19 protein-coding genes are annotated in these 19,365 nt (G+C 74.1%); 9 read left to right on the top strand and 10 right to left on the bottom strand.

Features of this window, described 5'->3' with window-relative positions:
* The first annotated feature begins 12 nt into the window (after window positions 1-12).
* Window positions 13-774 (top strand): hypothetical protein, encoded by a 762-nt coding sequence (locus tag ACFYON_RS09180; protein WP_354863775.1) that lies wholly within the window; start codon window positions 13-15, stop codon window positions 772-774.
* Between the two features lie 119 nt (window positions 775-893).
* Here the strand turns inward: ACFYON_RS09180 and ACFYON_RS09175 are convergent, their stop codons facing one another.
* The 8 genes from ACFYON_RS09175 to ACFYON_RS09140 all read right to left on the bottom strand — a co-directional run bounded on the left by ACFYON_RS09175 (window position 894) and on the right by ACFYON_RS09140 (window position 8,481).
* A complete protein-coding gene (locus tag ACFYON_RS09175; RefSeq protein ID WP_354863777.1) occupies window positions 894-1,508 on the bottom strand; it encodes a bifunctional 4-hydroxy-2-oxoglutarate aldolase/2-dehydro-3-deoxy-phosphogluconate aldolase in 615 nt (204 codons plus the stop codon).
* Window positions 1,505-2,530, bottom strand: coding sequence for a sugar kinase (locus tag ACFYON_RS09170; RefSeq protein WP_354863779.1), 1,026 nt, complete (start codon window positions 2,528-2,530; stop codon window positions 1,505-1,507). The genes ACFYON_RS09175 and ACFYON_RS09170 overlap by 4 nt, the downstream gene beginning before the upstream one ends.
* Window positions 2,527-3,402: a PmoA family protein gene (locus ACFYON_RS09165; protein ID WP_354863781.1), complete on the bottom strand. Its 876-nt coding sequence runs from the start codon at window positions 3,400-3,402 to the stop codon at window positions 2,527-2,529. The genes ACFYON_RS09170 and ACFYON_RS09165 overlap by 4 nt, the downstream gene beginning before the upstream one ends.
* Entirely contained in the window at window positions 3,399-4,070 is a 672-nt protein-coding gene (locus tag ACFYON_RS09160) for a hypothetical protein (protein WP_354863783.1), read from the bottom strand. The genes ACFYON_RS09165 and ACFYON_RS09160 overlap by 4 nt, the downstream gene beginning before the upstream one ends.
* The gene (locus ACFYON_RS09155) at window positions 4,067-4,936 is read right to left on the bottom strand and encodes a carbohydrate ABC transporter permease (protein WP_354863785.1); all 870 of its coding nucleotides are present in this window, start codon (window positions 4,934-4,936) and stop codon (window positions 4,067-4,069) included. The genes ACFYON_RS09160 and ACFYON_RS09155 overlap by 4 nt, the downstream gene beginning before the upstream one ends.
* Window positions 4,937-4,991: 55 nt before the next feature.
* Entirely contained in the window at window positions 4,992-5,972 is a 981-nt protein-coding gene (locus ACFYON_RS09150; protein ID WP_354863787.1) for a sugar ABC transporter permease, read from the bottom strand.
* 21 nt (window positions 5,973-5,993) lie between these two features.
* Window positions 5,994-7,337, bottom strand: a complete 1,344-nt coding sequence (locus ACFYON_RS09145) for an extracellular solute-binding protein (RefSeq protein ID WP_354863789.1) — start codon at window positions 7,335-7,337, stop codon at window positions 5,994-5,996.
* A 97-nt stretch (window positions 7,338-7,434) separates the two neighbouring features.
* A complete protein-coding gene (locus ACFYON_RS09140) occupies window positions 7,435-8,481 on the bottom strand; it encodes a LacI family DNA-binding transcriptional regulator (protein WP_355047358.1) in 1,047 nt (348 codons plus the stop codon).
* A gap of 241 nt (window positions 8,482-8,722) precedes the next feature.
* On the opposite strand from ACFYON_RS09140, the gene ACFYON_RS09135 reads away from it, so the two are divergent.
* From ACFYON_RS09135 to ACFYON_RS09100, 8 genes are all read left to right on the top strand, one after another.
* Entirely contained in the window at window positions 8,723-10,051 is a 1,329-nt protein-coding gene (locus ACFYON_RS09135; protein ID WP_354863793.1) for a Gfo/Idh/MocA family oxidoreductase, read from the top strand.
* Window positions 10,052-10,067: 16 nt separating this feature from the next.
* On the top strand, window positions 10,068-11,501 hold the full coding sequence (gene uxaC, locus ACFYON_RS09130; protein WP_354863795.1) for a glucuronate isomerase: 1,434 nt from the start codon (window positions 10,068-10,070) through the stop codon (window positions 11,499-11,501).
* Complete coding sequence (locus tag ACFYON_RS09125; protein WP_354863797.1) at window positions 11,498-12,799, top strand: enolase C-terminal domain-like protein; 1,302 nt, start codon at window positions 11,498-11,500, stop codon at window positions 12,797-12,799. The genes uxaC and ACFYON_RS09125 overlap by 4 nt, the downstream gene beginning before the upstream one ends.
* Entirely contained in the window at window positions 12,790-14,274 is a 1,485-nt protein-coding gene (locus ACFYON_RS09120) for a mannitol dehydrogenase family protein (RefSeq protein ID WP_354863799.1), read from the top strand. Before ACFYON_RS09125 ends, ACFYON_RS09120 begins: the two co-directional genes overlap by 10 nt.
* Complete coding sequence (locus tag ACFYON_RS09115; RefSeq protein WP_354863801.1) at window positions 14,271-15,437, top strand: Gfo/Idh/MocA family oxidoreductase; 1,167 nt, start codon at window positions 14,271-14,273, stop codon at window positions 15,435-15,437. The genes ACFYON_RS09120 and ACFYON_RS09115 overlap by 4 nt, the downstream gene beginning before the upstream one ends.
* A gap of 28 nt (window positions 15,438-15,465) precedes the next feature.
* A complete protein-coding gene (locus ACFYON_RS09110) occupies window positions 15,466-16,809 on the top strand; it encodes a pectate lyase (protein ID WP_355047359.1) in 1,344 nt (447 codons plus the stop codon).
* A 189-nt stretch (window positions 16,810-16,998) separates the two neighbouring features.
* A complete protein-coding gene (locus ACFYON_RS09105; RefSeq protein WP_355047360.1) occupies window positions 16,999-17,457 on the top strand; it encodes an ATP-binding protein in 459 nt (152 codons plus the stop codon).
* Between the two features lie 7 nt (window positions 17,458-17,464).
* Complete coding sequence (locus tag ACFYON_RS09100; protein WP_355047361.1) at window positions 17,465-18,190, top strand: HD domain-containing protein; 726 nt, start codon at window positions 17,465-17,467, stop codon at window positions 18,188-18,190.
* 18 nt (window positions 18,191-18,208) lie between these two features.
* Here ACFYON_RS09100 and ACFYON_RS09095 read toward each other — a convergent pair whose 3' ends face one another.
* Together ACFYON_RS09095 and ACFYON_RS09090 are read right to left on the bottom strand one after the other, a co-directional pair.
* Window positions 18,209-18,697, bottom strand: a complete 489-nt coding sequence (locus ACFYON_RS09095; RefSeq protein ID WP_355047362.1) for a barstar family protein — start codon at window positions 18,695-18,697, stop codon at window positions 18,209-18,211.
* 58 nt (window positions 18,698-18,755) lie between these two features.
* Entirely contained in the window at window positions 18,756-19,196 is a 441-nt protein-coding gene (locus ACFYON_RS09090; protein WP_355047363.1) for a ribonuclease domain-containing protein, read from the bottom strand.
* Window positions 19,197-19,365: the final 169 nt, after the last annotated feature.

Genomic DNA, 19,365 nt, shown 5'->3' with positions numbered 1-19,365 from the left:
CGGAGACGCGGAATGGGTGAGTTGCGCAAGCCGTTCCTGCTGCTGGCGCTGTTCGCGGTGGCGCTGGTGGTGGGCGTGGAGCTGGGCGCGGCGGCGCTGACCGGCGGCGGCGACGCGAGCGGCGCGCTGCGGGGCAGCGCCGGGCAGCTCGGCGTGGAGCTGGGCGACGTCGGCGCGGTGTCCGAGCCGTCCGGGCGGGGCATCGGCTACCTGGCGCTGATCGACGTGGTGGCGCTGTGGACGACAGGGCTGTTCTGCCTGAGCCTGGTGCTGCCGGACCGGGTCCAGGGCCGGGTGCAGGGCGTGGCCACGCTCGTCTTCTCGATCGTGCTGCTGCTGGTGTCGCTGGTCCTGCTGATCGTCGCGTTCGTCGAGCTGACAGTGATGGTCTCGCTGTTCCTGGCGCCGCCGTTCGGCACGCTGGCGTACCTCGCGGTCTGGGGGTTCTTCCCGGTCGACGACGCGGCAGTGCTGCTCGGGCTGGCGTTGCTGCTCAAACTGGTCTGGGCCGCGCTGCTGCTCGCCGCCGAGCCCCGGTTCCTGCGCAACAAAGGGCTGGTGCTGCTGGCGCTGACCACACTGCTGTGCACTGTGGTGCTGCAGTTCCTGCACGGCCTGGTGCCGGTGATCCTGGTCAGCATCCTCGACGACCTGGGCGCCGTGGTGTTCGCCGTGGTGGCGTTGATCTGGGCGCTGGTGCTGCTGATCGGGTCGATTCCGGCGATCGTCAAGGCGGTCCGGACCACCACCACGTCCGGCCGTACGGTCCGGTGACCGCGCGGCCGGCGTCGGCGTGCCTGGCAAGAGCGCGGATCAGGTCCTCCTCGGCCGCCGGATCCTGGTGTCGGCTACGACGATACGGCCGTCGCGCCACCGGACCCGCCACGCGACGGTCAGGTGACGGCGCCGCCGGTCGCGAGCGTGGCCAGGCGCGGCAGTTGCGCCGGATCGGTGAGCGCCGACCCGACCGCCACCACGCGCGCCCCGGCCGCGAGGAAGTCACCCGCGTTGCCGGCGTCGACACCGCCGGTGGCCACGAACCGGGCCTCCGGCAGCGGGCCGGCGACCGCGCGGAACCACGCCGGGCCGAGGCTGACCGCCGGGAACGCCTTGAGCCACACCAGGCCGTGGTCGAGTGCCCGCAGAGCCTCGGTCGGGGTCGCCACGCCGGGCAGGTGCGGCACGCCGAGACCGGCCGCCGCGTCGGCCACCGCCAGGTCCAGGCCCGGCGCCACCGTGAACGCCGCCCCGGCGGCCACCGCCTGACCGACCTGCGCCGGGGTGCGCACGGTGCCCGCGCCGACGATCCGGTCCCGCCGCCGTCCCGCTGTCACGGCAGCGCGCAGCGCCGGCACCGCTTCCGGGGTACGGATGGGCACCTCGACCACGGCGATGCCGAGATCCCACGCCAGTTCCGCCAGCCGGACCGTCTCCTGCGGCGGCAGGTCGCGCAGGATCACCATCACCCGCGCGTCGCCGAACAGAGCCTCGAAGTCGTGCCCGCTCATCTCCCGCTCCCTCCGCTGACCTGCGCGGTCCACATCGTCTCCGACAGCGCCAGCGCACGCGCGATCGTCTCCGGGTCCGGCGGCGGCGCGGTGTCGCCCGCCACGGCCAGCACCGGCGCGGCGGTCAGGTGCCCCAGCCGCAGACAGGCTCGCAGGTCGAGGCCGCGCAGCAGCCCGGAGAGGAACCCGGCGGCGAACGCGTCCCCGGCACCGACCGGCTCCACCACGTCCACCGGCAGCGCCGGCACGAACACCGCCGGCCCGGTACGCGGCAGCGCCGTCGCGCCGACCGGACCGTCCTTGACCACCACCAGTTCCGGGCCGGGCAGCAGGTCGCGGACGGCGGCCGGATCGTCCGCCGACCAGAGCACGGCCGCCTCGTCCAGCCCGACCAGCACCACGTCGGCGCGGCCGGCCAGGTCGCGCAGGGCCGGGCCGGCCCGGCCGGCGGGCCAGAGCGCCGGGCGGTGGTTCACGTCGAAGCTGACCCGGGCGCCGGGCAGCGTCCGCCCGTCCAGCGCGGACACGAGCAGGTCACGGCAGGTGCCGGAGAGCGCGGCGGTGATCCCGGACAGGTGCAGCAGGCGCACACCGGCCGGCCCGGAACGCCCGAGGTCGGCCGGGCCGAGGCGGCTCGCGGCCGATCCGGCCCGGTGGTAGTGCACGCGGGTGCCGCCCGGCCCCGGGTCCTTCAGATAGAGCCCGGTCGGCGCGTCCGGGTCGACGGTGACCAGGGAGACGTCCACGCCCGCGGCGGCGACCTCGGCCACCACCCGCCGGCCGAACGGGTCGTCGCCGACCCGGCTGACCCAGGCAGCGCGGTGCCCGAGACGGGCCAGCCCGGCCGCCACGTTGGACTCCGCGCCACCCACGCCGACAGTCAGCCGCGTGGCGTGCTCCAGCCGCCCGCCGTCGGCCGGGGCGAGCATCACCATGGTCTCGCCCACGCAGACCACCTCCGGCCCGCCCCGGGCGCGGCCTCGGCCCGCGACAGCGGCGCCGGAACCGAGCGGCTCGCTCACCGGGCGACCGCCGCGTCCACCCGGGCCGGCACGTCGGCCGGGTCGAGGTGGCCGTCGGCGACGAGCACCCGGTGCCGGTTGTGCCGGGGCCGTCCGGCGGCGACCACGGCCGGACTGTCGAACGCGTACGCGACGCAGACGCCCGGGTACATCGCGGTGCGCACGAACCACCTGTCGCCCGGCCCCAGACCGGTGAACACCAGCGTGTACGCGCCACCGCCGGGCGCTGAGGCGGACAACGCCAGCCAGGGCGCGGCCGACCCGTTCACCGTCTCCTCGCCTTCCGCCTCGGCGGTGCGCACCAGCGGTTCCCCGTCGGCCGCCGCCCGCCAGAAGAAGCCGCCGTACCCGGCCCCGCCCGGGCGGCCGTTCGTGGCCGGGCTGCCCAGGTGCACGTCAGCGCCGGTGGCGGAGGTGAGCGTGGCGGACAGGTCCAGCCACCAGGCGTCCTCCCCGGCCGGTGCGGCGATGATCCGCCGGTGCTCGCGCAGCAGCACCCGGCCGTGCCGGTCACGCCATTCGAGGTCGTGGTCGAGCCGGTCGGCGGTCCGCTCCCGCCAGCCGGTGTGCGCGATGACGCCGTGGTCGTCGCGCCAGGTGTAGCCGGTGCCGCGGACGTACGTCCGGCCGCCCCACAGGTTGGCGCCGTCCACGTCCTGCACGGCCAGTGAGGCGCCGAGGTGCCAGACGTGGTCGGCCGGGAGCGCGTCGGTGACCGGGGCGCCGGCCCGGGTACGCACCGGGTGCAGGTAGGGCCGGGGCCCGTGGCGCGGGTCCAGGTCGGGCCGGACCACGTACCGGGCCACCTCGGCGCCGCCGACGATCAAGCACTGCTCGGCCTCGGCCTCGAAGGACCCGGCGGCGGCGGTCACGACGGCTCCGGCGCGGCGACCGGGCGGCGGGCGTCCAGCGCGTGCAGCGCGGCGAGGGCGTACCCGCCGAGGATCGGCACCGCGACCGGCGTGACCAGCACGCCCAGCAGAACTGCCAACGCGCAGACGCCGGAGGCGGCGGCCCACACGCCGGGGCGCTCCGGGCAGGCGCGCGCCACCCGGCGTGCTGCCGCCCGCCAGCCCCGGCCGCCGGTGCGGCCGACCGCGACGGTGACCAGCCCCGCGTACCCGAGCAGGGCCGCCACCACGACGGCGGTGAGCGTCAGCGCGGGCCCGCCGCCGGGCACCCGGCCGGTGGCGAGCGCGACCAGGTCGGCGGCGACCAGCCCGGCGGCGGCGAGGGCGACGGCGCCGGCCGCAACCCCGGCCGGCAGCGCGCGGCCGAACCGGGTGAGGCTGGTCCGCGCGTCGGGCCAGGCGCCGGTGACCGACCTGTCGTGCAGCGCGGCGGCGGCGGTGGCGAGCGCCGGGGCGAGCGTGAGCACCGGCAGCGCGGTGAGCGCCACGGCGAAGCCGAGCAACGCCAGGTCGGTCGCCTCGCGCAGCGTGTCCCGCCAGCCGGCGTGGGCCGGCCCGGTGTCGGGTTCGACGGGCACGGTGTCGGGGTCGGCGGGCACGGTGTCGATGGCGGCGGGCACGGCGGTCATCCCTTCAGCCCGCTGGTGTTGATGCCCTCGACGAGCATCCGCTGGAAGGCCAGGAAGAACAGGAACACCGGCAGCAGGGACAGCACCGACATGGCGAACATCGGGCCGACAGCGCTCTGGCTGGTCGAGTCGATGAACAGGGTCAGCGCCACCGGGACCGTGTAGTCCTCCAGGCTGGACAGGAACACCAACTGCCGGAAGAAGTCGTTCCAGGTCCAGATGAACGAGAAGATCGCCGTGGTGACCAGCGCCGGGCGGCTCAGCGGCAGGATGACGTGCCGGAAGACGCCGTACGGGGACGCGCCGTCGATGGTGGCCGCCTCGTCCAGCTCACGCGGGATGCCGCGCATGAACTGGACCATGAGGAAGACGAAGAACGCCTCGGTGGCCAGGAACTGCGGCACCAGCAGCGGCAGGTACGGCCAGTCGCCGCCGACCAGGCCGAGGCTGCGGAACAGGATGTACTGCGGCACGATCAGCACGTGCCCGGGCAGCAGCAGCGTGCCGACCATGACGGTGAACCACAGCTTGCGCAGCCGGAACCGCAGCCGGCCCAGGGCGTACGCGGCGAGCAGGCAGGACAGCGCGTTGCCGACGACGGTGAGCACGCTGACCACAGCGCTGTTGAGGAAGAACCGGCCGAAGCTGATGTCGAAGTTGGCCCAGCCGTCGAGGTAGTTGCCGGGGGTGAACCGTTCGGGTAGCAGACCGACGTTGTTGGCGATCTCGGCCTGCGACTTGACCGAGGTGCCGAGCATCCAGAACAGCGGGTAGAGCACCACCGCGACGATCGCGACGAGCACTACGAGCCGCAGCGCGTTCCGGCCGCTGCCCGGGCGGCGGCGGGCCGTGGCGAGCGCCGTCACAGCGCCTCCTTTGTTCGCGACTGCGGGGCTCGCAGGACCGGCTCACTCCTCGCGCTCACGCGTCATCTCCGTCCGAGTAGTGCACCCAGAACCGGCCGGTGCTGAAGAAGACGGCGGTGACCACGCCGATCGCCACCAGGAACACCCACGCCATCGCCGACGCGTAGCCCATCTCCAGGTCGGTGAAGCCGGAGATGTAGAGCTTCAGCGTGTACATCAGCGTGGAGTCGACAGGGCCGCCGGTGCCGTTGCTGAGCACGAACGCCGCGGTGAAGCCCTGGAAGCCGTTGATGGTCTCCAGCACCAGGTTGAAGAAGATCACCGGGGAGAGCATGGGCAGCGTGACCGCGCGGAAGCGCCGCCACGCCCCGGCGCCGTCCACGGCCGCCGCCTCGTACAGCTCGGTGGGCACCTGCTTGAGCCCGGCCAGGAAGATCACCATGGGCGCGCCGAACTGCCAGATCGCCAGCACCATCAGCGTCTCCAGCGCCCAGTCCGGATCGTTGACCCAGGGCAGCCCTTCGACGCCGAACAGGGCGAGGAACGAGTTGAAGGCGCCGTCCCGGTTGAACATGTTCACCCAGACGATGGCGAGCGCGACGCTGCCGCCCAGCAACGACGGCAGGTAGAACAGGCTGCGGAACAACCCGACGCCGCGCCAGGCGCGGTTGAGCAGCAGCGCCACACCGAGCGCGGCGGCCAGCTTCAGCGGCACCGCGACCAGCGCGAACGTCAGCGTGACCCGGACCGCGTGCCAGTACGACGGGTCGGCGGTGAACATCCGTTCGTAGTTGGCCAGCCCCACCCACCGCACCTCGGACAGCGGCGTGAGGATGTCGTAGTCGGTGAAGCTCAGCCAGAGCGAGAGCAACATGGGGATCGCCGTGACGCCCATCAGTCCGATGAGCCAGGGCGAGAGGAAGACGTACCCCGCCAGGCCCTCGCCGAGCCGGGCCCGGCCGGCCCGACGCCGCGTGGGGCGAGGGCCGGCCGGTCCGGTGCGCGGGGTCCGGCCGGGCGCCGTGGTGAGAGCCACGGGACCGGTCCTTTCCTGGGGTCAGGCGATCGCGGACTTGCAGGCGGTGACGAACTGCTCCGCCGCCTGAGCCGGGGTGGCGCGGCCGTACTGGGCGTTCTCGGCGGCCTTGGTCAGCTCGGACTTGACCTTGCTGTGCCCCTTGATCGGCACCTGGGGCGAGGCGCCGAACTTCTGCGCCAGCTCGGCCTCGACCTGGATGGACTGCTTCATGGCCGGGTCGGTGGCGGTCTCGCTGACCTTCGCCCGCAGGTCCATGTTCGAGGGCAGACCGCGGTCGGTGCCGAGCAGCGCGACCGCCTCCGGGTCGTTGGCCAGGAAGTTGATCACGTCGATGGCGACGTCCTTGTGCTTGCTGCCCTTGAACACCGACCAGTACATCGACGCCCGCGCCCACTGCGCGCTCGGGTCACCCGGGTACGCGACCACACCCAGCTCGTCCTTGGTGTTCTTCTTCAGGTCCGGCATCTGATTGGCCCAGACCCAGGAGGTGGCCGCCTTGCCGGTGACCACGAGCTGCTTGGTGATGTCGGTGGCGTTGCCCTCGTGGATGACGTCCGGCGTCGGGGTGGCGCCCCGGTCCCGCGCGCCCTTCCACAGCTCGAACCACTTCGTCACGTCCTCGGCGGTGAAGCCGAGTTCCTTGCCCTTGTACAGGTCCTTGCCCTGCTGGCGCAGCCACACCCAGAGCGCCTTGTAGTCGGCGCTCGGATCCTGGGTGCCGGGCACCTTCGTCTTCTTCGCCACCTGCTCGGCCCAGGCGATGTGCTCCTCCCAGCTCATCCCGGTGGTGGGCTCGGGCAGCCCGTTCTTCGTCAGCAGGGTCTTGTTGTAGACCAGGCCCTGGGTGTTCTCCCCGGCGGCCACCCCGGCGAGCTTGCCGTCGACCACGCCGTACTCCAGCAGGCTCTTGGGGAACTTCGACACGTCGAGCTTGCCGGAGTCGCGATAGCTGCCCAGGTCGAGCGTCGTGCTGCGGCCGGCGTACTCGGCCAGGTAGTTGTCGTCGATCTGGAACAGGTCGGGCGGGTTGCCGCCGGCGGTCAGCGTGGCGAGCTTGTCGAAGTAGCCCTGGTTGGCCTGCCAGGTCTTCTCGAACGTCACATCGGGGTGCTTCTTGGTGTAGAGGGCCAGGGCGTCCTCGGTCAGCTTCGCCCGGGCCTCACCGCCCCACCAGAAGACGGAGAGTTTGACCGGGCCGCCGTCGCCGCCGGCGGAGTCGTCGCCGCAGCCCGCCGCGCCCAGGGCGAGCGGCACGGCGAGCGCGACGGCGGCCAGGCCGCGGACGAGTCGGCGTCGGGTCAGGGGGGTACGGTGATCCCGCCCGGCGGGTGCGCCGGCGGTGGGGGACGTTGCGGGGTGCATCTGCGCTCACTCCTCGGATGTGGGAGGCGACGACGTCACCGGCGACCGTCCACGGGCCGCCCGGGTCCGCAGTGCTGTGCGGGCCCGGGCCACCTGGTCAGGCTCCGGTGCCGTCCCGGCCGGGCGCGGGGACGGGCCCGGTCGAGTCGCGGACGACCAGTTCGGTCTGGAGCATTACCTGTGCGGTGGTGCGACGGTCGCCGGTCGCCGCGCCCCGGCCCCGGGCGCCGCGCGGCGCGTCGGAGTCCAGTTGCAGCAGCATGTCGACGGCCGTCCGGCCGGCGGCCGCGGTCGGCGTGGCCACCGTCGTCAACTTGGGTCGGGTGAGCCGGCTCAGCGCGATGTCGTCGACGCCGACGACGCTCACGTCGTGCGGCACCCGCGACCCGAGCGCGTCCAGCCCTTCGATCAGGCCGATCGCCATCAGGTCGTTGTAGGCGAGCACGGCGGTGACGCCGCTGCGGCGTACCTGTTCGGCCAGGGCGCCGCCGCCGGTCTCGGTGGGCTGGTTGGGTCCGAGGACTGTCAGCTCCGCTCCCCCGCCCCGGGCGGCGGCGGTCGCGGCGCGGCGCATCTCCCGGGCGGTCCAGGAGCCGCGCGGGCCGCCGAGCAGCGCGATCCGGCGGTGGCCGAGCCCGAGCAGGTGCTCGATCGCGGCCCGGGCGCCCTGCCCGACGTCCATCATCACGCAGGGCAGGCCGGCGACCTGACGGTTTATCACCACCACCGGGACCTCGCGGCTGACCTGCTCGATCAGGCTGTTGCTCATCCGAGGGCTGCACAGCAGCACGCCGTCGACCTGCTTGGCCAGGGCGTGGACCAGGTCCTCCTCGGCGACCGGATCCTCGTTGGTGTCGGCCACGAACACGTGGTAGTCGCGGTGCCGGGCCTGCCCCTCCGCCGCCTTGATCAGCGGCGGGAAGAACGGGTTGGCGATGTCGGCCACGATCAGGCCGATGTTGTGCGTACGGCCGGTGATGAGGGCCCGGGCGGCCCGGTTGGGCCGGTAGCCGAGATCCTCCGCACAGGCCAGCACCCGGACCCGGGTCTCCGGGTTGACCAGGTGCGGGGCCGAGAACGTCCGGGACACGGTGGAGATGTGCACACCGGAGGCGCGGGCGACGTCCCGGATGGTGGCTGGCACGGCGGGCTCCCTCGTCCGATGTGGTGGGGGTCACGGGTGCCGCCCATTAATGCAAACGGTTGCGTCCGTGTCAACGGTCCATTGTTGCGGGTCGATTGCACCGGTGGTCCCAGTGAGCGCGTGAAACCACACCAATGTGGATGGATGGGACGGCTTGGCCGGGAACCGTTGACGACGCATCCATCGTCATGGTTTCTTCGGCTGCAAACCTTTGCAGCCGACTGCCGGGGAGGCCGACGACATGTCACCACCGGCCCGGGAACGGGTCCGCCACGCCCTGGTGGGTGCCGGGGCACGCGCCGAGATGTTCGTCCGCGCCCTGGCCCTCGACCACGCCGACACCGCCGAACTGGTCGCGCTCGCCGACGTCAACCAGAGGAGGATGGACGCGCACAACCGCTGGCTGGCCGAGCTGGGCCGGCCGCCGGTGCCCACGTACGCCGCCCGCGACTTCGCCGCCATGCTGGCCGAGGAACGGGTCGACGTGGTGCTGGTGACCAGCGTGGACGCCACCCACGACGAGTACGTGACGGCGGCGCTGCGGGCCGGCTGCGACGTGGTCGTGGAGAAGCCGATGACAGTCGACGCCGACCGGTGCCGCCGCATCCTGGACGCGGTGGCCGAGACCGGCCGGCGCGTGACAGTCGCATTCAACTACCGCTACAACCCGCTGCACGAGCAGTTCCGGCGGCTGCTCGCCGACGGCGCGGTCGGCGAGATCGGTTCGGTGCACTTCGAGTGGCTGCTCGACGTGCGCCACGGCGCCGACTACTTCCGCCGCTGGCACCGCGACAAGTCCGTCTCCGGCGGCCTGCTCGTGCACAAGTCCGGGCACCACTTCGACCTGGTCAACTGGTGGCTGGACGCCCGCCCGGTCGAGGTGCACGCGTACGGCCGGTTGTTCTTCTACGGCGCGGACGGCCGCCGGCACGGCTACGCCCGCGACTACGACCGGGCGCACGGCTCCCCCGCCGCCGACGGCGACCCGTTCGCGTTGCGCCTGGCCGACCACCAGCGGCTGCGCGAGCTGTACCTCGACGCCGAGGCCGAGGACGGCTACCAGCGCGACCGCAACGTCTTCGCCCCCGGCGTGACCATCGAGGACGACATGGCGGTGCTGGCCCGCTACGACACCGGCGCGACGATGACCTACCACCTCACCGCGTACGCCCCCTGGGAGGGCTACCGGGTGATGGTCAACGGCAGCCGGGGCCGCCTCGAACTGGAGGTGACCGAGAGCGACCACGTCAGCCCGTCCGTGGCCGGGGCGCTCAAGGGCGCGGCGCTGCACGGCGACGAGGCCACCGTGGAACAGGGCGCGGCCCGGCTCACGCTGCGACCGTTCTGGGCGCCGCCGGTGGAGATCCCGGTCGAGGGCTGGACCCGGCGCGGGCACGGCGGCGCGGACGCCCGGATGACCCGGGTGCTGCTCGGCGGCGAACCCGACCCGCTCGGCCGGGCCGCCACCGCCCGCGACGGCGCGTTGGCGCTGCTCACCGGCCTGGCCGCCAACCGCTCGCTGGAGACCGGCGCACCCGTCCGGGTCGCCGACCTGCTCACCCTGCCCTGACCGAGGAGCCCTCGCTGTGCCGATCATCTCCCGCGGCGACCTGCTGCTGCCCGCCGAGCCCGGCCTGCGCGCCCTGGCCCGCGAGCTGTACGCGCACGCCGCCGAGCAGCCGATCATCTCCCCGCACGGGCACGTCGACCCCGGGCTGCTGGCCGAGGACCAGCCGTTCCCCGACCCGGCCCGGCTGCTGATCGTGCCCGACCACTACCTGACCCGGATGCTGCTCAGCCAGGGCGTACCCCCGGCCGACCTGGGTGTGCCCAGTGTCGACGGCAGCCCGGTGGAGACCGACGGGAGGACCATCTGGCGGCGCTTCGCCGCGCACTGGCACCTGTTCCGCGGCACCCCGTCGCGGCTGTGGCTGGAGCAGACGTTCCGGAACGTGTTCGGCATCGACACGCCGCTGGGCCCGGCCACCGCCGACGCCGTCTACGACGCGCTCGCCGCCCGGCTGGCCGAGCCCGGCTTCCGGCCCCGGGCGCTGTTCGAGCGCTTCGGCATCGAGGTGCTCGCCACCACCGAGTCGCCGCTCGACGACCTGGGCCGGCACGCCAAGCTCGCCGCCGACGGCTGGGGCGGGCCGGGCGGCCGGGTGGTCACCACGTTCCGCCCGGACGACGTGGTGGACATGGAGTTCGGCACCTGGTCGGCGAACGTGGACCGGCTCGCCGAGGTCTCCGGCGAGGACACCGGCACGTACGCCGGCTATCTGGCCGCGCTGCGGGCACGGCGGGAGGCGTTCGCCGCCGCCGGCGCCACGTCGTCCGACCACGGGCACCCCACCGCCCGTACCCTCGATCTCGGCCCCGCGCAGGCCGCGGCGCTGTACGACAAGGGGCGGCGCGGCCTGGCCGACGCCGCCGACGCCGAGGCGTTCCGGGCACACATGCTGCTGGAGTTCGCCCGGATGTCGCTCGACGACGGCCTGGTCATGCAGTTGCACCCGGGCGCGGTGCGCAACCACAACCGCTGGCTGCACGCCCGGCACGGCCGCGACGTCGGCGGCGACGTGCCGCAGGCCACCGAGTACGTGCACGGCCTCGCGCCGCTGCTCGACGCGCACGGCAACGACCCGCGGCTCACCGTGGTGCTCTACACGCTCGACGAGGACACGTTCACCAGGGAGCTCGCGCCGCTCGCGGGCGGGTACGCGGCGCTGCGCCTCGGCGCGCCCTGGTGGTTCCTGGACTCCCCCGAGGTGCTGCGCCGGTTCCGGGAGGCGGTCACCGAGACGGCGGGCTTCTACAACACCGCCGGGTTCGTCGACGACACCCGCGCGTTCTGTTCCATCCCGGTACGCCACGACGTGGCCCGCCGGGTCGACGCCGGTTTCCTGGCCCGCCTGGTCGCCGAGCACCGCCTCGGCGAGGACGAGGCCGCCGAGACCATCGTCGACCTGGCGTACCGGCTGCCCAAGCAGGTCTTCAAGTTCGGAGGCGGGTCCGCATGACCACGATCGTCGACGTCGAGGTGCACGACGTACGCTTCCCCACCGCCGCCAGCGGCGACGGCTCGGACGCGATCAACCGGGGCGACTACTCGGCCACGTACGTGGAGCTGACCACCGACGGCGGCCCGACCGGCACCGGGTTCACGTTCACCAACGGGCGGGGCAACGAGATCACCTGCGCGGCGGTCCGCGCGCTCGCCCACCACGTGCGGGGACGCACCGTCGCCGAGATCGCCGCCGAACCTGTCGCGTTCTGGCGCTCGCTGACCGCCGACGTGCAACTGCGCTGGCTCGGGCCGGAGAAGGGGGTGATCCACATGGCCACCGGCGCGCTCGTCAACGCGGTCTGGGACCTGCGCGCCAAGCTGGCCGGCAAGCCGATGTGGCGCTTCCTCGCCGAGGCGCCCACCGACGAGCTGGTGGCGACAGTCGACTTCCACCACATCACCGACGCGCTCACTCCCGACGAGGCGGCGGCCATCCTGGACAAGGGACGCGACGGGCTCGGCGACCGGCTCGCCGCGCTGGAACGCGACGGGTTCCCCTCGTACACCACCTCCGTGGGCTGGCTCGGCTACCCGGACGAGCGGGTGCGCGCGCTGACCCGCGACGCGTGCGCGCAGGGGTGGCGCGCGATGAAGATGAAGGTCGGCGGGCGGATCGAGGACGACCTGCGGCGGGCCCGGATCATCCGGGAGGAGATCGGCCCGGACGCGCTGCTGATGATGGACGCCAACCAGGTGTGGGACGTGGACGAGGCGATCGCCGCGATGGGGGTCCTCGCCGAGGTCGACCCGTATTGGATCGAGGAGCCCACGCACGCCGACGACGTGCTCGGGCACGCCCGGATCGCCCGCGCGGTGACCGACCTGACCGGCGGACGCTGCCGGGTCGCCACCGGCGAGGTCGCCGCCAACAAGGTCATCTTCAAGCAGCTGCTCCAGGCCGAGGCGATCGGCGTGATGCAGATCGACGCCTGCCGCGTCGGCGGCGTGGACGAGGTGCTCGCCGAACTGCTGCTGGCCGCGAAGTTCGGCGTGCCGGTCTGCCCGCACGCCGGAGGGGTCGGCCTGTGCGAGTACGTGCAGCACCTCGCGGTCTTCGACCACCTGCGGGTCGGCACGAGCCTGGACGGCCGCATGGTCGAGTACGTCGACCACCTGCACGAGCACTTCACCGACCCGGTCCGCACCCGGGACGGTCGCTACCTGCTGCCCACCGTGCCCGGCTACAGCGCCACCATGCGCCAGGAGTCGATCGCGCAGTTCCGCTTCCCGGACGGGCCGGCATGGCGCTGACCACGGACCGGCTCGGCCTGGCCACGCTGCGCCGCCTGCCGCCGGAGTCCCGGCCGTTGCTGCGCCCCGGCACCGTGCCGGCCGGCATCGTCCACCTCGGCGTCGGCGCGTTCCACCGCGCCCACCAGGCGGTGCACACCGAGGCGGCGGTCGGCGCGGCCGGCGGCGACTGGGGCATCATCGGCGTCGCGCCGCGCAGCGCCGACGTGGTCGAGGCCTTGGCCGCGCAGGACTGCCTGTTCAGCGTCACCACGCTCGCCGCCGAGGGCGCGGCCACCCGGGTGGTCGGCGCGCTCGCCGGGGTACGGCACGCCGCGAGCGACCCGGAGGCGGTGGTCGGCCTGCTCGCCGACCCGGCGATCCGGGTGGTCACGCTGACGGTGACCGAGAAGGCGTACCGGATGGACCCGGTGACCGCCGCGCTGACAGTGGACGCGGACCTGACCGCCGACCTGACCAGCGACCGTCCTCCGCGTACCGTGCCGGGCCTGCTGGTGCGCGGGCTGCTCGCCCGCGCCGCCGCCGACGCCGGGCCGATCGCGCTGGTCTGCTGCGACAACCTGCCCGCCAACGGGCGCCGACTGCGCGGCCTGGTGGAGCAGTGCCTCGCGCTGGCCCGGGTGCCGGACGCGAGCGCCGAACGGGTGCTGACGGCGGTGACCTGCCCCGGCACCATGGTCGACCGGATCGTGCCGGCCAGCACCGAAGAGACCCGGGACACCGCGCGGCGGGCGCTGGGCGTGACCGACCTGGCGGCGATCGCCGCCGAACCGTGGTCGCAGTGGGTGATCGAGGACGACTTCCCGGGCGGACGCCCGGCCTGGGAACGGTCCGGCGCGATCCTCACCGGCGACGCCGGCCCGTGGGAGCGGCTGAAACTGCGGGCGCTCAACGGCGTGCACTCGGCCACCGCGTACCTGGGGGCGCTGGCCGGCGCGGAGACGGTGGCCGAGGCGCTGGCGCTGCCGCACCTGGAGGCGGTGCTGCGGCGGCTGGTCGCCGAGGAGATCGCGCCCAGCTTCACCCCGCCACCCGACGTCGACGTGAGCGCCTACGGCGAGCAGGTGCTCGCCCGCTTCGCCAACCCGGCGATCCGGTACCGGACGACGCAGGTCGCCATGGACGGCTCGCAGAAACTGCCGCAGCGGGTGCTGCACACCATCGCCGACCTGCGCGCGGCCGGCCGGTCCGCGCGGTGGAGCGCGCTCGTGGTGGCCGCCTGGCTGCGGTTCCTCCTCGGGTACGCCGACGACGGCCGCCCGCTGCCGCTGGACGACCCGCTCGCCGACCGGCTGCGTGCCGCCCTCGCGGCCGGGGCGCACACCCCGGCCGGGGTGGTGGACGCGGTCTTCGCGCTGCGCGAGGTGTTCCCGGCCGACCTGGCCGCCGACGACGAGGTCCGCGCCGACGTGACCGGCTGGCTCACCGCCCTGGAACGGCACGGTGTGCGGGCCACACTGGCGGACGCCCGGTGACCGGCGACGCGCCGCCCCGGGTGGCGCTGGTCGGGTCGAACGGGCACGGCCGCTGGCACCGCCGGACCATCGCGGAGCTGCACGCCGCCGGGCGGGCGCGGCTGGTCGCGCTGGTCGACGTGCGCCCGCTGGAGGCCGAACCGGACGCGCCGGTCCCACCGGAGGCCGGCGTGTTCACCGATCACCGGGCCATGCTCGCCGCGTCCGGGCCGGACGTGGTGGTGGTCTGCACGCCGCCGCACACCCACCTGCCGATCGCGCTCGACGTGCTCGCCGCCGGGGCGGACCTGCTGCTGGAGAAGCCGCCGGTGCTCGACCTCGCCGAACACGTGACGCTCGCCGAAGCCGCCGCCGCTTCCGGCCGGGCCGTGCAGGTCAACTTCCAGGCGCTCGGCTCGGCCGCGCTCACCGAGCTGACCGGCACACTCGGGCGGCTCGGCCCGGTCACCGGCATCGCCACGCTCGCCGCCTGGCACCGCCCGGACGCCTACTACGCCCGCTCCCCCTGGGCCGGACGGCGGTCGCTGGACGGCCGTCCGGCGCTGGACGGCGCGCTGGCCAACCCGCTCGCGCACGCGCTGATGCAGTGCCTCGCCGTCGCCGCGTCGGTCACCGGCGCACCCGTACGCCCGGCCCGGATCGAGGTGGAGCGCTACCGGGTCCGCCCGATCGAGGTGGACGACACCACGGTGCTGCGGCTGACCCCGCACGCCGGGCCGCCGGTGCTGGCCGCGCTCACCCTCGCCGCCGAGGAACACGTCGCCGGGGAGGTGCTGGTCACCGGGGAACGGGGGCGGGCCGTGCTGGAGTACCCGACCGACCGGCTGTGCCTACCCGGCGACGACGCCCCACGGTTGGTGCCCGGCCGTCGGGGGCTGCTGGCGAACCTGCTCGACCACCGCGCGGACGGCACACCGCTGATCGCGCCGGTGGCGCGTACCGAGCCGTTCACCGCGGTGCTGGACGCGCTGCGGGACGCACCCGTTCCCACGCTGCTCGGCGGGGACCTGGTGCGCGTGTCCGGCGACGGCCCGCACCGGGTGCGGATGGTGCGGGGCATCGGCGCGGTGCTGCGGGCCGCCGCCGAGTCCGGCGCGCTGCCGTCCGAGGCAGGCGTCCCGTGGGCGGTCCCGCCGTACGTGGTGGACCTGCCGGTGCGGTGAATGTCCCTCAAGGAGAACGGAGCGAGTCATGCGCACCCGAACCGCAGTCGTCGCGGCGCTGGCCGCCGCGCTCGTCCTCACTACCGCCGCGCCCGCGCCGGCCGCGCCCGGTGAGCCGTCCCGGGCCGCCGGCCTGATCGGCCGCCAGGCCCTCGCCGCGAACGACGGCTGGGCCGCCGCCGGCGCCGGCACCACCGGCGGGTCGGCCGCCGCGCCGGACCGGGTACACGTCGTGCGTACCCGGTCCGAGCTGGTCGCCGCGCTCGGCGGCGACAACGCCACGAACGCCGCCGACGCCACCGGAAAGATCGTGTACGTGGCCGGTGCCGTCGACGGTTTCGAGGGCCCGGACGGCACGCCGCTGGACTGCGCCGACCTGGCCGACCCGGAGTACTCGCTGCCCGCCTACCTGGCCGCGTACGACCCGGCGACCTGGGGCCGGACGAACCCGAGCGGGCCGCTGGAAGCCGCCCGGGCGCGGTCCGTGGCCAACCAGACCCGGCAGACCCAGATCAACGTCGGGCCGAACACCACGATCATCGGGCTGCGCGGCGCCCGGCTCGCCGGCCTGACGCTGATGATCGACCGCGCGGACAACGTGATGGTCCGCAACATCGAGTTCGCCGACGCCCGGGACTGCTTCCCGGCCTGGTCCCCCACCGACGGCGACACCGGCAACTGGAACTCCCAGTACGACCAGATCTCGGTACGGCGCAGCGAGCACGTCTGGATCGACCACAACACGTTCACCGACGGCGACAACCCGGACAGCGACCAGCCCGTCTACTTCGGGCGGCCCTACCAGGTGCACGACGGCTCGGTGGACGTCACGCACACCGCCAGCCTGGTCACCGTGTCCTGGAACCGCTTCACCGGCCGGGACAAGGTCATGCTGATCGGCTCCTCGAACACCGTCGGCCCGGACGTGGGCCGGCTCAACGTCACGGTGCGGCACAACCTGTTCGACGGCACGCTGCAACGACTGCCCCGGGTACGGTTCGGCCAGGTCGACGTGCACAACAACCACTACCGGCTCGGCGGCCCCGGGTTCGCGTACGCCCTCGGCCTCGGCGTGCAGTCCGCGCTGTACGCGGAGAACAACTTCTTCACGCTGACCGGCGGCGCCACCCCGGCCGACCTGCTCCACGACTGGGGCGGCACCGCGCTCACCGAGCGGGGCACCTGGGTCCGGCAGGCCGGCCGCCCGGCCCGGCCGGTGGACCTGATCGCCGCGTACAACGCCGCCCACGACCCGGACCTCGGCGGCGACGCCGGGTGGACGCCCACGCTGCGCGCCGCCCGGCCACTGCCGGCTCCGCTGGTCCCGCTCGTCGTCGACGCCTGGGCGGGTGCCGGGAAGCTGCCGCTCTGACCTGCGCCCGAGCCCTCTGCCGGGCCACCGGCTGACGTGCCCGCCCGGATGCGCGATGATCATGTCTGACGGACATCGCCGCCGGGGGAATGAACCGGCGGCGACCGGGGACAACAGGGTGAGAATCAGGCGGTGACAGCGCGAGTGGGTGCCCAGGCCCGGGGACGGGCACGGGACGGAGGGCCGGACGTGACGGGTGGGACATCCGGCGACCTCGGCCCGGTCCTCACCATCGACCTGCCGGCCGACCCGGCCCGGCTCGCCGGCATCCGGGGACGGCTGCGCGGCTGGCTGCACGCCCATGGCGTCGGCGCCTGGGACGTCGACACGGTGCTCATCGCCACCGGCGAGGCGTGCGCCAACGCCATCGAGCACGGCTACCGCTTCGCCCCGGAGGGCATCACCACGCTGCGGGCCGAGCTGCGCGGCGACCGGCTGGAGATCGAGATACGCGACCAGGGCGGCTGGCGGCCGGCCGACGGCGACGACACCGGCGACCGGGGCCGCGGGCGGCTGATCATGGCGCGGGTGATGGACGAGGCCACCATCGTCGGCACGCCGGAGGGCACCTGCGTACGCCTGGTCAAGCGCCTCACCGGCGACGTGAGCGGCCAGGCGGGCACCGGATCTAGCGAAGATCAGCTATAAGGGACGCATGGAGTTCCCCGCGTACCTCGCCACCATGCCAATGCACGCGATCACCGAGATCCACGGTGAGCCCGGCCTGCTGGCCCGGTTCCGGCTGGAGATCGAGGCGTTCGACGAGGCCGCCCGCGACCGGCTGACCGAGGCGCTCGACCTGGCCGCCGACCTGCACCGCGACGACCGGCGGGTACGCGAGCCGTACCTCAACCACCTGCTGCGGGTGGCGATCCGGCTGATGCACCACTACCAGGTGCGGGACGTGGACGTGATCGTCGCCGGGCTGCTGCACGACGCGGTCGAGGACCACCCCGCCGAGCTGGCCGGGCTCGACCCCGGCACGTACGCCGACGTGACCCCGGCGGCGCTCGCCGCGCTGTCGGACCGGTTCGGCGCACGGGTCGCCCGGCTGGTCGCGGCGGTCACCAACCCGGCGTACGACCCGGGACGGGACCGCGACGAGCAGTACCGGGAGCACGTGGCGGCGAGCCTGGAACGGGAGCCCTGGGCCCGGGTGATCAAGGTGTCCGACTTCACCGACAACGGCGTGGGCGTGATCCACACGGTCGGGCCGAAGGTGGCCCGCGCCGCCACCAAGTACCGCCCACTGGTGCCAGTCTTCCGGGACCTGGTCGCCCGCCCGGACACGCCGCTGTCGGCACCGGTCAAGCAGCACATCCTCGCCCAGCTCGACCTGGCCGAGGAACGCTTCAGCGCCATCCTCGACCAGCCCACCTGACGCCCCACGGTGGTGGGCTCAGCCGGCGGGGGGCGGGGTGCCGACCCGACCGCTGAGCACCGCGTCGACGCGGTCACGCAGGGCGCGTAGCCGGTCGGGGTGGTCGCGCAGCACCACCCGCAGCGTCTCGTGGCCACCGGCGGCGACCGCGCCGAGCACGTCGAGCATCGTGCCGAGCTGGGCGGGCGGCTCGTCGGCCAGCAGGTCCGCCGCGTCGCCGACGACCACTGTCAGCGGACCGGCGTCGAGGCGGTCGGCGAGCGCGTCGGCGAGGGCGTCCCAGTTGCGGCCGTACCAGCCGGGCAGCGCCAGCGCCCCGGCCAGCGTCTCGTGCAGCCCGGCCCGGGTGCGGCTGGCCGTGCCGGAGACCGCCACGCCGTCCGGCAGCGGCCCACCGCCTGGTAGCGGCTCACCGACCGGACCCGGCACGGTCGCGGTGCCGGCCGGCTCGGGCGACGTGCCGTCGTACACGAGCCAGGCCGGTGCCTGCACGGACGCCGCGCCCATGGATCCGTCCTTTCCCGGCGGCCGCCGGACGGGGAGTTGCCGGCCGCGCCGAGGCTGCTCAGAGCCGGTAGAAGTTGGCGTAGTGGTCGGGTGAGAACCAGGTCGCCCCGGTGCTCTTGTTGACCACGATCCGGTACGCGTCCCGGGAGGCGTTGCAGGCGCGCGGGTAGACGTCGTACTCGTAGTAGGTGGCGCCGGTGGGCAACTGTCCCTCGTAGTTGTAGAACCGGCCACCGGCGAAGTTGCACTGGCCGCCGCTCCACGAGTACCAGCCGCGGCTGGTCGGGAAGCTCCTGGCCGACCAGCCGGACCGCGCGGTGCGCGCGTCGGCGCAGCGGGACTGCGTGCAGGAGCCGTACACGGCGGCCGCGGCGGGCTCGGCGAGACGGGTGGAAACCGTGGACGGCGCGACGAGCGCGGCGGCGGCCACGGCGGTGACCAGGGCGGACGCGGCGAGGGCGCGGCGTACGCGGGCGACGGCGGCGCGGAACGGGGTCAAGGGATCCTCCTTGAACGAGACGACTGCGCATCGACCGGCATTGATGACCGGCTGCCGCTCAGTCTGTCGGGGATCCCGCCCGCCGTACAGGCCCGATCCGGCGACGACGCCGGCGAGTCGACTGTGGACACGCGATGACGGATGCGGACGGGCGACCGGGCCGCCCGTC

The sequence above is a fragment of the Micromonospora sp. NPDC005686 genome (genome assembly GCF_042871665.1).
Taxonomy (GTDB): Bacteria; Actinomycetota; Actinomycetes; order Mycobacteriales; family Micromonosporaceae; genus Micromonospora.
The sequence above is the reverse complement of the archived record's forward strand: the minus strand, read 5'-3'. Positions and strand labels throughout refer to the sequence as shown.